This is a genomic window from Microbulbifer pacificus (assembly GCF_033723955.1).
Classification (GTDB): Bacteria; Pseudomonadota; Gammaproteobacteria; order Pseudomonadales; family Cellvibrionaceae; genus Microbulbifer; species Microbulbifer pacificus.
The window spans coordinates 325905-340452 of record NZ_CP137555.1; the positions used below are offsets into that span (position 1 = coordinate 325905).

Consider the following 14548-nt stretch of genomic DNA (forward strand, 5'->3'; position numbering starts at 1 on the left):
GCCAGATCGTACATTGGACCAATGCCCATCCACACAGGTTGATGTGGAAGCGATGCATCTGGTTTCTGGCCACTTACTTTCCATATATGATGCCGTCCCGCTGATTGCCCCAGCCGCTCGGCACCGGCCATCTTTGACGCACAGGAAATTTTCGAATGGGACGCTGGAGACCACCCCGCCCACGGGGTTCGCGCTACATTACTCCGGAAGGCGCACGCCGCATGCGCGCGGAAGTGAAACAACTCTGGGAAATCGAACGCCCCCGGGTGACGCAGGCAGTGAGCGACGCCGCCAAGCTCGGCGACCGCAGTGAGAACGCGGATTACATCTACGGCAAGAAGCGGTTGCGGGAAATTGACAGCCGAGTGCGCTTTCTCACCAAGCGACTGGAAGAAATTACCGTGGTAGACAGGGTTCCGGACGAGCGCGATAAAATTTTCTTCGGTGCCTGGGTAACGCTGGAAGACGAAAGCGGCAAGGAAGTGAGATACCGTATCGTCGGGCCGGACGAATTCAATGTGAAGGAAGGCCTGATTTCCATGGACTCCCCTGTCGCCCGCGCCCTGCTGGGTAAACGGCTCGATGACGAGGTGGAAATCCAGCAGATGGAGCGATGGGTCACCTACTACATCTGTGAAATCGAATACTCGGAAATATCCGCAGAAGATTAACAGGCCGCGACAGCGACAGGTTGTCGCGGCCCTCCCCTACCTCAGCGCACGCCTTCCAGCAGGTGGCGCGCGATAATCAGACGCTGGATCTCGCTGGTACCTTCGTAGATGGTGGTGATGCGTACATCCCGCGCCATACGCTCCAGCGGGAACTCTTTGGTATAACCCACACCACCGTGCATCTGCAACGCAACGTAGCAGGCTTCATTGGCTTTCTCGGAGGCATAGAGCTTGGCCATCGACGCAGCGGGACCAAATGGCTGGCCGGCATCTTTCTGCCACGCGGCCTGCAGCAACAACAGACGCGCAGCCTCCATCTCTGTGTACTTGTCCGCAAGCTGCCACTGCAAGCCCTGGAATTGTGCCAGTGGCTTGCCAAACTGCTCGCGCTCCTGCAGATAGGTGCGCGCGCAATCCAGCGCCTCCAGGCCAATACCCAGCGCCAGTGAACCGATGCCAATGCGACCGCCCGCCAGCTCGCCGGCAGCGATGCGGAAACCGCGATTCTCCTCCCCCAGCATGTTGGTGGCGGGAATGCGGCAATTCTCGAAGGCCACTTCGTTGGTAACAGAAGCCTTCTGCCCCATTTTTTCTTCCGCCTTGCCGATCACCAGACCAGGGGTGCCCGCTTCCACCAGGAAGCAGGATATGCCCTTGCCCTTTTCTGCGGACGCATCGGTAACCGCCCACACCACAAATACACCGGCAAACTCGGCGCTACTGATAAACAGCTTGCTGCCGTTCAGCACATAGTCATCGCCGTCTTTCAACGCACGGGTGCGCATCGCGGCGGCATCGGAGCCGGAACTCGGCTCCGTCAGACAGAAGGAACCCGCGGCGTATTCACCGCTGCAGATTTTCGGCAGGAAGTAATTTTTCTGCTCGTCGGTGCCCATCGCCTGAATAACTTCCGCGACCATGTTGGTTACCGAAGTCGTCGTCGCGGTAGAGGCGCAGCCGCGGGCGATTTCCGTGATGGCAAGACTGAAGGCGATGGTGGCGGCGCCGGTGCCGCCGTATTCGGGGTCAATATTGATGCCCATAAATCCGAGTTCCGCCAGCTGCTTCAGCTTTTCCAGAAACAGCGGGCGATTGCCGGTCTTGTCCAGGTCCGCGGCGATAGGCTTCAGCTCGCTTTCGGCAAACTGGCGCGCGGCTTCCTGGATCATCTGTTGTTCTTCGGACAGTGAAAAATTCATGGAGTGTTCTCGCTCAATTTCGCTCGCTGCACTAGGCAATACGCTGTGCAGCCTGGTTATTGTTGTCTCTGTTTATTGTTGTCTCAATACGATCGATTTCGTAAAAGAAATCGCCGCAGCGCGCCCTGCTGGATGGCCACACCCAGAAGAATCAACCCAAGGCCTGCGATGGTCGCCATGTGTATTTGCTCACCTACAAGCAGTGCAATCAGCAGCAGCGATAGCGGCGGCGACAGATAGATAAAGTTGCTGATGCGCGCGGTATTGTCACAACTCATGAGCGCACCTTGCCACAGCAGAAACGCGATGCCCATTTCAAACAGCCCCACATAGACGGCACCCAGCCAGCCGGCCAGCGGTGGCCACTGCCAACCGCCCTGCCACCATATCGCCAGCATCAACCACGGCAGCCCACAGCAGAATGTCAGTAGCAGGTTCACCGCGGCATTGCCGCCGATGCGGGTATTCAACAGCCAATAGCAGGACCAGATCACTGTACTGAGCAGCGCCAGAGCAACGCCGACTGGTTGATCAAACTGAAGAGAGAAAACATCCCCCCGGGTCGCAATCACCAGTACACCGGTGTAACACACGAGGCCCGCCAGCAGATCCTGGCGACGCAATTTCTGCTTCAGCAACGGCACGGACAACAGTGCCAGCACCACACCCCAGGTATAGTTCAGGGGTTGCGCCTGCTGCGCGGGCAACAGGGCGTAGGCGTTGAACAGGATCAGGTAATAGAGGAACGGATTGCAGAACCCTAGGGCGAGATACCACTTGTAGTTGGCTCGCCAGCTGGTGGCAAGCTCGGGCAGCCGGCGCTGCCAGCAGATCGCACCAAACATGAATATCGCCGATACCACCGAGGCGATGGTCACCAATTGCAGGGGCGAGAGATATTGCAACGACAACTTGAACGCACTGGCCACGGTGGACCAGCAGAGCACTGCCGCCAACACCAGCACCGTCGCACGACGATTGCCCTGTATCACGGAAACTGATTGTTCAGTCATTTTTTTGACACCGACTGACAGAACCGATGAGTCATACGGTTTTATTTATTCGACTAAAAATTTTTTATCGCTACAAACAAAGATGGCAGGCGCCAGGCGCCTGCCATCTTTACCGGACGCTAGCGAATCAGCGCTTGCCGCTTTTGGGCTCTGGATCGGGAACCGCAACCGAAGTATCGGTTTTCACTTCCTCTATAACCACATAGGTGTGGGTTTCGCGTACACCGGGTACGGAAGCCAGCTTTTCGCCAAGGAATTGGCGGTAACCGAGCATATCCTTGATGCGGATTTTTACCAGGTAGTCGAAACCACCGGCAACCATATGACATTCCTGAACCTCGTCGAGGCCGGACACATGTTTATTGAAGGCTTCCAGTGCTTCGGTCGCGGTATCCGTCAGGGATACCTGGATATAGACGACCAGGCCCGCATGTACCTTCAGCGGATCGAGCAGCGCCACATAGTCCTTGATGAACCCCTCGCGCTCGAGCCGCTTCACCCGCTCAAGGCAGGGTGTGGGGCTCAAATTGACGCGACGGGCCAGCTCCACATTGGGAAGGCGGCCTGCACGCTGCAGAATCCGCAGAATCTGACGGTCAATACGATCCAGATCTTCCAACTTACGAGACATGACAAAATACCCTACTGGTGATCAAGCTAATACGCCCTATATTTAACCACACTCTTTTCTAAAATGGCGATTAATTCTGGGACACTTACCACATAATCCGGGTTTTTATCCTGCACCCATTTGTACCAGGGAGTTTCGAGGGAAAATCTATGCCAACACACTTCGCCGGGGATCTGAAGAACGCGCGCCAGAAGGCCCGTGAATACCTGCATGCCGACGAAAACCAGTGCGTCAGCGAACTGCTGGCCGCCCCGCGCCCGGGCGAGGCCCTGCGCGAGAAGATCCTCGCCACTGCCAGCCAGCTGGTGGTGAAATCCCGCGAGCAGCGCAGCAAGCGCGGCACGCTGGACGCCTTCCTGCAGCAATTTGGCCTTTCCAATAAGGAAGGTGTAGCCCTGATGTGTCTGGCGGAGTCCCTGTTGCGGGTACCGGATGCCGATACTGCAGACAAGCTGATTGCGGAAAAGGTTCACTCCGGGGACTGGTCCAGCCACCGCGGCCAGTCTGATTCCCTGTTCGTGAATGCCTCCACCTGGGGCCTGATGCTCACCGGCAGCATCGTCGAGCTGGATCCGGATATTACCGAAAAACCGTCCACCTGGATGAAGAGACTCGTCAGTCGCATGGGCGAGCCCATGGTCCGCACCTCCATGATGCAGGCCATGAAGATCATGGGTGGCCAGTACGTCCTCGGTCGCACCATCAAGGAAGCCCTGAAGCGCGGCCCGGCGGAGAACAAGCCCGGCACCCGCTTCTCTTTCGACATGCTGGGCGAAGGCGCCCGCACCATGGCAGACGCCAAGCGCTACTTCGACTCCTACATGATGGCCATCGAAGCCATCGGTGCCGACAACACCAAGCGCGATGTAGTGGAAGCCAACGGCATCTCCATCAAGCTCTCCGCCCTGCACCCGCGCTACAGCGAACTGCAGCGCGAGCGCGTAATGACCGAGCTCCTGCCGCAGGTAAAAGCCCTGTGTGCCGCCGCCGCCAAATACCAGATGGGCCTCAACATCGACGCCGAGGAAGCGGACCGCCTGGATATCTCCCTGGATATTTTCGAAGCCCTGGCCCGCGATCCGGAACTGAGCGACTGGCAGGGTCTCGGCTTTGTACTGCAGGCCTACCAGAAGCGCGCGCCCCACGTGGCGGACTGGCTGATCGCGCTGGGCCGCGACAGCGGCCGCAAGCTGATGGTGCGACTGGTAAAAGGTGCCTACTGGGACAGCGAGATCAAACACGCCCAGCAGATGGGCCTGAGCGACTACCCGGTATACACCCGCAAATGCCACACCGACCTCTCCTACCAGGTGTGTGCGCGCAAACTGCTGGATGCCAACGATGCGATCTACCCGCAGTTTGCCACCCACAACGCCTACACCGTGGGCCTGATCCTGGAAATGGCCGGCAACCGCAGCGACTTTGAATTCCAGCGCCTGCACGGTATGGGCCACCTGCTGTACGACCAGATCGAAGCGGTACACGGCAAGCGCGTGCCGGTACGCGTTTACGCCCCGGTGGGCGCACACCGCGACCTGCTGCCCTACCTGGTGCGCCGCCTGCTGGAAAACGGGGCCAACAGCTCGTTCGTAAACCGTTTTATGGATGAGAACACCCCGGTCAACGTACTGGTGCAGGACACCCTGAAACTGAGCGAAGCCTGCAACCCCTACCGCCACCCGGAAATTCCGGTGCCGGGCGATATCTATATCGGCCACGAGGTTCTGCCGCGGAAAAATTCCCATGGCTTCGAGCTCACCGACCCCATCGCTTTTGCTCCCCTGAAGCAGGCCGTGGAAGCCTCTGCAGGCAAGACCTGGACCGGTGGCCCGATTGTCGACGGTATTGCCGGCAAAGCCGATCTGGCGGTAGTCAACCCCGCTACCGGTGAAGTGGTTGGCCACACCGCCAATACCGACGCAGCGCTGATCGACCAGGCATTTACTTCTGCCGCCGAACACCAGCGCGCGTGGAACCGTATTGGCGGTGAAGCCCGTGCAAATATTCTCGACAAGGTTGCCGATCTGTACGAGCAGCATATCGACGAACTGGTGGCGATGATCTGCCGCGAAGCCGGCCGCACCCTGAACGACGGCATCAGTGAAGTGCGTGAGGCAGTGGACTTCTGCCGCTACTACGCCAACGGCGCGCGCCAGCACTTCAGCAAGCCTACCGTTCTGCCCGGGCCCACCGGCGAGAGCAACGAGCTGAGCCTGTGTGGACGCGGTGTGTTCGTGTGTATCAGCCCGTGGAACTTCCCACTGGCGATCTTCACCGGTCAGGTGGTTGCGGCGCTGGCCGCAGGTAACGCGGTAATGGCGAAGCCTGCGGAACAGACCCCGCTGATCGCTGCCCGCGCCGTGCAGCTGATGCATGAAGCCGGCATCCCGAAGAAGATTCTGCACCTGATCACCGGCACCGGCGCCGCCATCGGCAAACCGCTACTGGATCACCCGCGCGTTGCCGGCGTGGCCTTTACCGGCTCCACCGAAACCGCCAAGCACATCAACATGCAACTGGCGGCCAAAGACGGTCCCATCGTGCCGTTGATCGCCGAAACCGGCGGCCAGAACGTGATGATCGTGGATTCCACCGCACTGCCCGAGCAGGTAGTGGACGACGTCATCAACTCCGCATTCCTGAGTGCCGGTCAGCGCTGTTCTGCACTGCGCATCCTGTGTGTACAGGACGTGATCGCAGACAACCTGCTGAACATGCTGAAAGGTGCGTGTGAGGAGCTGGTACTGGGCGATCCATCCAAACTGGAAACCGATATCGGCCCGGTGATCGACGAGAAAGCCCTCGGCATGCTGGAAAGACACCGCGAACTGATGAATGTGGAAGGCAAAACCCTGTTTGCGTTTGACGAAAGCAAGCGCCCGCAGAGCGGCACCTTCTTCGGTCCGCAGGTGGTAGAGATCAAGGACATCAATCTGCTGAAACGCGAAGTCTTCGGTCCCTTCCTGCACGTAGTGCGCTTCAAGGCCGAGGAACTGGAAGAGGTGATCCGTCGTATCAATGCCACCGGCTACGGCCTGACCTTTGGCCTGCACTCCCGCATCGAAGGCCGCGCCGGCGCCATCTTCAAGCGCATTGACGCGGGCAACTGCTACATCAACCGCGACATGGTTGGTGCGGTTGTGGGCGTGAACCCCTTCGGCGGCATGGGCCTCTCCGGCACCGGCCCCAAAGCGGGCGGCCCACACTACCTGTTCCGCTTTGCCAACGAGAAGACCAAGACGGTCAACACCGTGGCGACTGGTGGCAACACACAGCTGTTCACCCTCGGTCAGTAATTTTTCAAAGTTACAAACCGATAGTTACAGACCACAAAGCCCGCATGGAAACATGCGGGCTTTTTTGTTTACGAAAAAAAAGGCCGGAGGAATCCTCCGGCCAAGCCAAGTCCTGTGAGTTGCCGAATAGTACTTGGAGTAAATCCAGTGCCCGTCTAGTTCAATACGCGATAACCGCGACCGCGCAGGCAGTTGCGGGTGATGTAATTCGCCTCTACGTTCGAACTGCCGACACCACTGACACCGCCGAGCAGCGCACCGGCGCCGGCACCGGCCGCTGCGGCGCTACTGGTATCGCCGATAATTGCCCCGAGGGCGCCTCCAAGAAGCGCCCCGCCAACGGCTCTCGTAACACCACGACGTCCAGCGTCATTGCGTGCAGCCGTGGACAGGCCCCTGCAGTCCGCCAGGTCGAGCTGGTACTGGCGCATGTTGACGCCGTAGGTGTCGATCACGATATTGCCGGCACCGGGTACCTGCTCCTGTTGGTAGGCGCATCCCAAAAGAGTTGCTGCGCTAAGGCCCACAGCGGCCAAGATCTTGATCTTCATTGGCGCTCCTCACCACACTTGTCGCCTGTTTCTTCTGTAGGTTTAGACGACATTGCGACGGTGTGCCAGCAACCAGAGAAATTTAGCGGTGGGAAAGCAAGACGGTGACCATTGATCCGGAATTGTGCCAACCGACGAAAGGGCTAACGGTAGAAATAGCGGATAGAAAGCTTCTGGGCCTTCCCCCGCTCGTCATGCAGATTAACGATCCCTCGAAAATACTGAAGACGTCGATCTCGCGAGGAGTAAGTTAGGAGCAGGTCACCGGCGAGCCAGCGCAACCAGGGTTGGGCGAGATCTACGTTTAGACAAACATGGTCTGATGCCGTCATGCTGCCATCGCAGACAACCGCTCTAGCGCGCAGACGGACCGACTGACCGTGCACTGGTGAAACAAAATCAAACTCCACCGTCTCGCCAGATGTGAGCCGCCCCCAGTGCTCTCGAACGAAAGCATCGAAACCCGCATCGACCACATCCACATTGACATCGGGCACCACAGAATCCTGCCAGCGGCCCTGGGCGCTATTGCGGTAACGGATTCGCCAATTATCGCCCTCTCGACTCACCTCGCGGATTTCACCGCGGCGAAAATCCTCCTGAATGACTTCGGGGCGCACCTCTCCCGCCATCGAATTCGATGAACTATCTTGCGGCAATGACAATCGCTTTTCGGCAATTTTTTGCCCCACAGGGTCGTAATAAAGCACCCGAACATTCCCGCTGTCATCGACCAGGAAGTATTCGCAGTAGCGCAGTTCGCCGCTGCTGCCGCTCGTAGAGTGCGTAGTTTGGGCCACCCCTGTGACTACCGCCGTCGTTACAACCTCTTCCGGTGCCGAGCAACTGGAAATTGAGATGGCTGCCGCCGCGATCCAGGACATCATGTTCAGTATCTGAAACTGGATTGCCGCGCCAACTTCATGGCACCGGCAAGGAAAACGGCCCACAGTAACGACAACAGTAACAAGGTTGCCCAAAGTGGCTCAGACAGTGCCACCGATCCGCCAATGGCGGCACCGAAAAAATAGCTGAGCGGCCCACCAACGCCACCAAACAAGGCGGCAATGATAAGATTCCGCTGCAGAAAGACAAACGCAAAACGCAGCGCGAGCGCAAAGTTCACCCACAGGCATGCTAGCCACAACGGCACCAGAACAAAACGCTCGCTTTCAGGCGTTGGGAAAAAAATGCCAGCCTTGAATAGCAGCGAATCCATACAGATACCGGTGATCGCAATCAGCCCGACCCAGGCACAGCATCGAACAAGTGGACCAGGGTAATCCCTGCGACGCTTTTGGTCATCGCCGTCAGCGGGCAAACGACAGAACAGGAAAAAATGCAGTGCAACATTGGCTGCGGTAATACCTACAACGAAGGCATTACCGGGATTTACCACACACAGCAACCAGACGAACTCAAAGGTAACGCCAGCGATCAGCAAGTGAACCATCGGTGGTGGGGTTCCACCGGCTTTGCTGATATTCACTTCACTGACCGCCCCGACAGGGCCTCTCGCTTTCAAGGAATCGTTACCTACCCATCAAGCCAAGCGAGGTAAATGCCGGCAGCGGGGCTTGGCAAATGTGAACTGAGCGGTGCTGATGGCGCGCTCCAGGAAACCGCCCTCGCAATAGCAGAAATAGAAATCCCACATATTGATAAAACGTTGGTCAAAGCCCTGATTGCGGATTTCTTCAATGTTTGCAAAGAAAGCATCCCGCCACGCCGCCAGAGTTTTCGCGTAATCGAAGGTAATATCATCCAGTCCCACGATCTGCATATCCGTATCCTCGGAGATATGCTTGGCAATAATCTGGTTGGATGGCAGGCAACCGCCGGGAAAGATATAGCGCTGGATAAAATCGACACTATTTTTGTAGCTGTCAAAGCGCTGGTCCTGAATCGTGATCGCCTGCATGACCATAATGCCGTCCGGCTTCAACAGGCGACTGCAACGGGAGAAAAACTCGCGGTAGTACTCGTGCCCTACGGCTTCGATCATCTCGATGGAGACCAGCTTGTCAAAATGACCTTCAAATTGACCATCCAGCTCACGATAATCCCGTAACAACAGAGTAATACGGTCTTCGAGACCCTCGCGTTTTACCCACGCTTGCGCATGTTCAAACTGCTCTTTGGATATGGTGATGCTGGTGACCCGGCAACCGTGATGCTTGGCGGCATAGATCGCCATTCCGCCCCAGCCGGTACCGATTTCCAGCAGATGATCGGAAGGCTGCAGGCGCAACTTGCGGCAGATGCGCGCCAGTTTGAACTGCGAGGCCTCTGCAAGGTTTGCGTTAGTATTGGGAAACACCGCAGAGGAATACAGCATGCTCTTGTCGAGAAACAGCTGGAAAAAATCATTACCCAAATCGTAATGGGCGGAAATGTTTTTGCGCGAGCCGTTAATGGAGTTCGCGTTCAGGCGATGCAGACCCCTCAGGAGTAGCTTGGAAACAAAACTCCAACGCGAATCCAATTGTTCCAGCACCGCCATATTGGCCACAAACAAACGGATTACCTGCACCAGGTCCGGTGAATGCCAGGCGCCATCCATATATGCCTCGCCGGAACCGATGGATCCGCTCAGTAAAACCTGGGTATAGGTGGATAGATCGCTTATGTAAATATGCGCTTCGATCTCCGAGCTCCCCGGCGCCTGCCCGAACTGATACATCACCGGATCAGGCTCGGCCTGCTCGCCCTGCCCTGGCACCAGATTTTCATGCACGAACAGGGTACCAACAGATATGTCCGCCATGCGCTGCAATACCAGCTTGCGCGCCAATCGGTCAAACCAATTCGCCGTAGCCTTGCCCCCCAGTGAGTTCGGTACTTTTGTCACTACAGGTTGCAAATTCACGGCATCCATTGATGCGGACTGGGAAGCGGTCATAGAGACCTGAACTGCAGACTTCATATCCTGTTGACTCCGTCTTCTGATTGCTTTTTATGCGAGCGGTTTGGTTGTTCGGATACCGCCCTGCCCGGATGGGTAAACAGCGGTACGCGTTTAACAAGCAGTTTCAGTGCCTGCCAATAGATAGCACCGATGACTTTTACGGTATACAGGGGAAACTGGATCAGTTTCTTGCGCAGTACCGCCGGCGATATCTCCTCCCGCACGAGACTCATGCAGGCATCGAATACGCATTCACCCGCGTCCAGCGAGCGAATACTGACGGTCAGGCGATCACCCGGGGTGGTGCTGCGCCATTGGTACACTTGGTCCAGAGGCATGAAAGGCGATACATGCAGGGTCTTTTGAAAACAGGCCTTGTGAACGCGACCGCGCTTCCTTTCCGCGCCTTCCGTATCACGCTGCTCGCCCACAGCATCCGCAATGGACAAGACATATCCATGTCGCTCGTTCCATGGGGTATTGTGAACATCGAGCAGTAGTGCCTGCACTTCCGTAGCGGAAGAATCAAAACAGTAATAGACGCTGATCGGATTCATGTTGTAACCGAAATAGCGCCAGTTGGCGAGGAAGGCGATGGGGCCCTGCGGACGATAGCCGCACTCCGCTTCCACCCGATCACGCACCGCCTGATCCAGTGGCACCGCCGGGTCGCCGTAAAAATCCTCGCGGCGATATTGTGCCGGCGCCCAGCCGCCCACCGACCAGAGTGGCGTTTGTGCAAGGATTTCCGGCAGCTCATCCAGAAACGCATACACCATAAAGCCGCGGTAGCGGAAGCTGTGGTCCCGCGGCTGGTAACGTCTGTGCTGAATCCAGCCAGTATAAATACCACTGCGCACTAGAATTCGACCCCAAGGCCGCGCGCCACACGTATTGCGCTTACCACCCCATCTTCATGAAAGCCATTGGCCCAGTAAGCACCGCAATACCAGGTCCTGTTTACGCCATTGACTTCGCCCCAGCGTCCCTGTGCCTTGTTGCCCTCCGCGGAGAATTGCGGGTGGTCGTACTCAAAGCGTTGCAGGATCTTCTGCGGGTCGATGGCACTGTCGGCATTCAGGGTGACGCAATAGGTGTGCTGACTGTTGAGGCGCTGCAAGATATTCATGTTGTAAGTCAGCACCGGCAGGCTGTCATGGGCGCCCTGCAGCCGGTAATTCCAACTCGCCCAGGCGCTCTTGCGCTGGGGCAACAGGCTGGTATCGGTGTGCAATACCACCGAATTTTTCTCGTAGGGTATCTGGCCGAGGATTTCCGCCTCCGCCTCACTGGGGTCCTGCAGCATCTTCAACGCCTGGTCGGAATGGCAGCCCAGCACCACTTCATCAAAGGTTTCCGTGCCCTCGTTACCCTCCGCATCCCGAAAGGTCAGCTCCACGCCCTGCTCCAGACGCCGAACCCCTGTCACCGGGGTGGAGAGTCGGATTTGATCGCGAAATCCTTCCGTCAATGGGCCGATATAGCTGCGGGAGCCGCCCTTGATCACCCGCCACTGGGGTCGGTTGAACAGGTTGAGCAGTCCGTGGTTGTAGAAGAAGCGGATAAAAAAGTGCACGGAAAAATCCAGCATCCGCGTCATGCTCGCGGACCAGATCGCCGACCCCATGGGCACCAGATAGCGGTAGGCAAATTCACTGGAATATTGATTGCTGGTCAGGTAGCTCCCCAGTGTCATCTCCTCATCCAGTACTCCCCCCTTCCAGTCCGCCACCGCATCCCGGTTGAATCGCACAATATCCTTGAGCATACGCCAGTGGCCGCCATCCAGAAGATTGCGACGCTGCGCAAACAGTGAATTGACACTGTTGCCCGCGTACTCAAAGTTATCCTGCGGCGAGGTAACGCTGAAGCCCATATCGGTGGGCTGCGACGGGACACCAAGGCGCCCCATCAGCTTGATGAAATTGGGGTATGTCCAGTCGTTGAACACGATAAACCCCGTATCGACCGCCAGCTTGTCGTTCCCATGCTCCACGTCAACCGTGGCGGTGTGCCCACCGAGCCTTTCCCCCGCTTCAAACAGGGTGATCTCATGTTTTTGCTGCAGCAGATAGGCGGTGGTGAGGCCGGAAATCCCGCTTCCGACAATGGCGATACGCATCAGTTATTCCTCAACTTTCTAATTCTTGTTATGCGCGGCGCGCACAATTTGTGCCAGACCGGCCGCAGCACCGCGAGCATTCGCAGTGACCAGCTCAGGCGGCGTGGAAAATCGATGATAGAGCGGCTTCCGGAAAGGCCGCGCAGAATGCGATGTGCCGCCTGCTCTGGGCTCATCATCAGCGGCATGGCAAAGTCATTGCCCTTTGTCAGCGGCGTATCGATAAACCCGGGGCGAATAAGCACCGTGCGCAGACGGACCCGCGATGTATCTGCACGCACCGATTCCATGAAATAACTGACAGCAGCCTTGGAGGCTCCGTAGGCCTCAGCCCTCGGGAAGCCCACGATGGAAGACAGGCTACCTACTGCGGCAAATACAGGCGAACGGCTGTTCGCCAGCAGCGGGAGCGCCTGGTGCAGGGTATTCACCACACCAAAGAAATTGGCATCGAAGACCCGCCGATAGCGCTTCACGTCCAGTTCCAGATTGTCTTCATACTCACAAACACCCGCGCAGGCGATCACCAGATCAAGCTGGTCGGTAATCTCCGCAAGTGCACGGCCAGCTTCCGCCATGGATGCATCATCGCCAACATCACAGGCGAGCACCTTGATGAGCTTCGGCGAAGGTTGCTGGATTTTTAGTAGTGTGTCTCGGTTGCGACCGCTGACAATCACAAAATGCCCCTCGGCGACGAGCTTGCGCACCAGTGCCGCCCCGATTCCCGAGCTAGCACCGGTAATCCAGACTATCTTTTTGCCGGAGCACTCACCATCACCCGGGTGCTTGTCGCGAGCCGCTTGCCAGTTCATCCCGGCTCCCCTACATGCGCGGCACCAGCGTGACTCTTCTGGTGGTTCCCCTGTGCCAGCTTGGACTTGACGATTTTCACGACCGAGCCAAGAACCGGTATCTGCTCATACACCATGGCCCCCAGATCGTAGATATCCTCGTGCACCGTTACTCTGTCCGCTCCAGGATCGATTTCGAGCAGTGACGCACCGCGAAGTGTCAGCGGCTTGCCGCCAGCGAGCTTCGGGTGGCGATAGTGCATGGTCCACCACAGGCTGATCCGGTCGCCATCTATCAACGACTGGTCAAATTCAAAGCGACATTCGCGCAGGTTCTCCGCCATACCGGAAAAATACCCCAGCACCGCGGGCAAGCCACGCAACTCATGCACCGGGTCGCGAAAAATTACACTTTGAGCGTAAACGTCGCCGATCATTCGTGGATCAGCAGCCAAAAAATCCGCATAGAGATGCTCAAGCCGCTGTAGTAATGGCACCATTTCAGGCTCCCTCCTATATAACTTGCCAACTAAGTCGCAAACATCACAAACGCTGTTACGCCCCTTGCTACGCTGATGTCCGGGCATTGGATTACACGACAAGTCACTCTTGTACAGGACGCGCCGCCCCGGTCACGGATTTAAATTTGCGCCGTACAGGTGATCCAAATTCCTGACAGCAGCGTAAAGCAGGCCAGGAAACGCGAGACTGGGCGAAAACAGGGACGAAATCGTATTACCATGGCGGCAATGGAACCCTTAAAAGGTGGCTTGAAGGCAATGCAGTCTTCCCCGCAGACAAGAGACGACGAGTGGAGCACCCTTCTGGTCAAGGTGGGTGCGTCTCAGGATCGCATGGCGTTTGAACGACTCTTTGGCCACTTCGCACCGCTGATAAAGGGATTTCACCTCAGTCGCGGCGGGCAAAGCTCCGCGCCCGAAGCCGCCGATGAACTGGTACAGGAGGTGATGCTCAAGGTCTGGCGCAAGGCGCCGAGCTTCGACCCGAGCAAGTCCTCCGCCAGTACCTGGGTGTTCACCATCATGCGTAACTGTCGTATTGACGCGCTGCGCCGCAGCAGCAGGCAGCCGGATACCGACGACACCCTGGAGGTTGAAGATATCTGGGATGAAAGCTTCGACAACCAGCCCCTGGTCTATCTGCAGCAGTCCCGCAGCCAGTCCACGGTGGAGGCAGGCCTCAGCAGCCTGCCCCCGGAACAGAGCCACGTCATTGAAAAAGCATTTCTGGAGGGAAAATCTCACAGTGAGATCTCTGAAGAGTTGGGCCTGCCCCTGGGAACCGTCAAATCCCGGGTGCGCCTGGCATTGAAAAAATTACAGAGCACACTTGTCCGGTAGGT

At 57.4% G+C, this 14548-nt stretch carries 14 protein-coding genes; 3 read left to right on the forward strand and 11 right to left on the reverse strand.

Features of this window, described 5'->3' with window-relative positions; all coding sequences use genetic code 11:
- Positions 1 to 155 precede the first annotated feature (155 nt).
- Complete coding sequence (gene greB / locus R5R33_RS01340; RefSeq protein ID WP_318954285.1) at positions 156 to 671, forward strand: transcription elongation factor GreB; 516 nt, start codon at positions 156 to 158, stop codon at positions 669 to 671.
- 41 nt (positions 672 to 712) lie between these two features.
- Here greB and R5R33_RS01345 read toward each other — a convergent pair whose 3' ends face one another.
- The 3 genes from R5R33_RS01345 to R5R33_RS01355 all read right to left on the reverse strand — a co-directional run bounded on the left by R5R33_RS01345 (position 713) and on the right by R5R33_RS01355 (position 3514).
- Complete coding sequence (locus R5R33_RS01345) at positions 713 to 1870, reverse strand: acyl-CoA dehydrogenase family protein (protein WP_318954286.1); 1158 nt, start codon at positions 1868 to 1870, stop codon at positions 713 to 715.
- 83 nt (positions 1871 to 1953) lie between these two features.
- Complete coding sequence (locus tag R5R33_RS01350; RefSeq protein ID WP_318954287.1) at positions 1954 to 2883, reverse strand: DMT family transporter; 930 nt, start codon at positions 2881 to 2883, stop codon at positions 1954 to 1956.
- Positions 2884 to 3010: 127 nt separating this feature from the next.
- A complete protein-coding gene (locus R5R33_RS01355) occupies positions 3011 to 3514 on the reverse strand; it encodes an Lrp/AsnC ligand binding domain-containing protein (protein ID WP_318954288.1) in 504 nt (167 codons plus the stop codon).
- A 149-nt stretch (positions 3515 to 3663) separates the two neighbouring features.
- Between R5R33_RS01355 and putA the strand changes: the two genes are divergently transcribed.
- Positions 3664 to 6810 carry a bifunctional proline dehydrogenase/L-glutamate gamma-semialdehyde dehydrogenase PutA gene (gene putA, locus R5R33_RS01360; protein ID WP_318954289.1) on the forward strand — a complete coding sequence of 1049 codons (3147 nt, stop codon included), beginning with the start codon at positions 3664 to 3666 and terminating at the stop codon, positions 6808 to 6810.
- A 155-nt stretch (positions 6811 to 6965) separates the two neighbouring features.
- Here the strand turns inward: putA and R5R33_RS01365 are convergent, their stop codons facing one another.
- From R5R33_RS01365 to R5R33_RS01400, 8 genes are all read right to left on the reverse strand, one after another.
- A complete protein-coding gene (locus R5R33_RS01365) occupies positions 6966 to 7361 on the reverse strand; it encodes a glycine zipper family protein (RefSeq protein ID WP_318954290.1) in 396 nt (131 codons plus the stop codon).
- Positions 7362 to 7504: 143 nt separating this feature from the next.
- A complete protein-coding gene (locus R5R33_RS01370) occupies positions 7505 to 8248 on the reverse strand; it encodes a hypothetical protein (RefSeq protein ID WP_318954291.1) in 744 nt (247 codons plus the stop codon).
- Positions 8249 to 8250: 2 nt separating this feature from the next.
- The gene (locus R5R33_RS01375; protein ID WP_318954292.1) at positions 8251 to 8850 is read right to left on the reverse strand and encodes a DUF2878 domain-containing protein; all 600 of its coding nucleotides are present in this window, start codon (positions 8848 to 8850) and stop codon (positions 8251 to 8253) included.
- 54 nt (positions 8851 to 8904) lie between these two features.
- Positions 8905 to 10287 carry a cyclopropane-fatty-acyl-phospholipid synthase family protein gene (locus R5R33_RS01380; protein WP_318954293.1) on the reverse strand — a complete coding sequence of 461 codons (1383 nt, stop codon included), beginning with the start codon at positions 10285 to 10287 and terminating at the stop codon, positions 8905 to 8907.
- A complete protein-coding gene (locus R5R33_RS01385; RefSeq protein ID WP_318954294.1) occupies positions 10284 to 11129 on the reverse strand; it encodes a DUF1365 domain-containing protein in 846 nt (281 codons plus the stop codon). The genes R5R33_RS01380 and R5R33_RS01385 overlap by 4 nt, the downstream gene beginning before the upstream one ends.
- The gene (locus R5R33_RS01390; RefSeq protein ID WP_318954295.1) at positions 11129 to 12391 is read right to left on the reverse strand and encodes an NAD(P)/FAD-dependent oxidoreductase; all 1263 of its coding nucleotides are present in this window, start codon (positions 12389 to 12391) and stop codon (positions 11129 to 11131) included. The genes R5R33_RS01385 and R5R33_RS01390 overlap by 1 nt, the downstream gene beginning before the upstream one ends.
- Positions 12391 to 13206 carry an SDR family NAD(P)-dependent oxidoreductase gene (locus R5R33_RS01395; RefSeq protein WP_318954296.1) on the reverse strand — a complete coding sequence of 272 codons (816 nt, stop codon included), beginning with the start codon at positions 13204 to 13206 and terminating at the stop codon, positions 12391 to 12393. The genes R5R33_RS01390 and R5R33_RS01395 overlap by 1 nt, the downstream gene beginning before the upstream one ends.
- On the reverse strand, positions 13203 to 13685 hold the full coding sequence (locus tag R5R33_RS01400) for a nuclear transport factor 2 family protein (RefSeq protein ID WP_318954297.1): 483 nt from the start codon (positions 13683 to 13685) through the stop codon (positions 13203 to 13205). Before R5R33_RS01400 ends, R5R33_RS01395 begins: the two co-directional genes overlap by 4 nt.
- Positions 13686 to 13964: 279 nt before the next feature.
- Here R5R33_RS01400 and R5R33_RS01405 point away from each other — a divergent pair, with 279 nt between their 5' ends.
- Positions 13965 to 14546 carry a sigma-70 family RNA polymerase sigma factor gene (locus R5R33_RS01405; RefSeq protein WP_318954298.1) on the forward strand — a complete coding sequence of 194 codons (582 nt, stop codon included), beginning with the start codon at positions 13965 to 13967 and terminating at the stop codon, positions 14544 to 14546.
- The last annotated feature ends 2 nt before the right edge of the window (positions 14547 to 14548 follow it).

What these genes read in the sequence shown, in the direction of transcription:
- greB (WP_318954285.1), top strand. Translation starts at nt 156, where the DNA reads ATGGGACGCTGGAGACCACCCCGCCCACGGGGTTCGCGCTACATTACT.
- R5R33_RS01345 (WP_318954286.1), bottom strand. Translation starts at nt 1,870, where the DNA reads ATGAATTTTTCACTGTCCGAAGAACAACAGATGATCCAGGAAGCCGCG.
- R5R33_RS01350 (WP_318954287.1), bottom strand. Translation starts at nt 2,883, where the DNA reads ATGACTGAACAATCAGTTTCCGTGATACAGGGCAATCGTCGTGCGACG.
- R5R33_RS01355 (WP_318954288.1), bottom strand. Translation starts at nt 3,514, where the DNA reads ATGTCTCGTAAGTTGGAAGATCTGGATCGTATTGACCGTCAGATTCTG.
- putA (WP_318954289.1), top strand. Translation starts at nt 3,664, where the DNA reads ATGCCAACACACTTCGCCGGGGATCTGAAGAACGCGCGCCAGAAGGCC.
- R5R33_RS01365 (WP_318954290.1), bottom strand. Translation starts at nt 7,361, where the DNA reads ATGAAGATCAAGATCTTGGCCGCTGTGGGCCTTAGCGCAGCAACTCTT.
- R5R33_RS01370 (WP_318954291.1), bottom strand. Translation starts at nt 8,248, where the DNA reads ATGATGTCCTGGATCGCGGCGGCAGCCATCTCAATTTCCAGTTGCTCG.
- R5R33_RS01380 (WP_318954293.1), bottom strand. Translation starts at nt 10,287, where the DNA reads ATGAAGTCTGCAGTTCAGGTCTCTATGACCGCTTCCCAGTCCGCATCA.
- R5R33_RS01390 (WP_318954295.1), bottom strand. Translation starts at nt 12,391, where the DNA reads ATGCGTATCGCCATTGTCGGAAGCGGGATTTCCGGCCTCACCACCGCC.
- R5R33_RS01395 (WP_318954296.1), bottom strand. Translation starts at nt 13,206, where the DNA reads ATGAACTGGCAAGCGGCTCGCGACAAGCACCCGGGTGATGGTGAGTGC.
- R5R33_RS01400 (WP_318954297.1), bottom strand. Translation starts at nt 13,685, where the DNA reads ATGGTGCCATTACTACAGCGGCTTGAGCATCTCTATGCGGATTTTTTG.
- R5R33_RS01405 (WP_318954298.1), top strand. Translation starts at nt 13,965, where the DNA reads ATGCAGTCTTCCCCGCAGACAAGAGACGACGAGTGGAGCACCCTTCTG.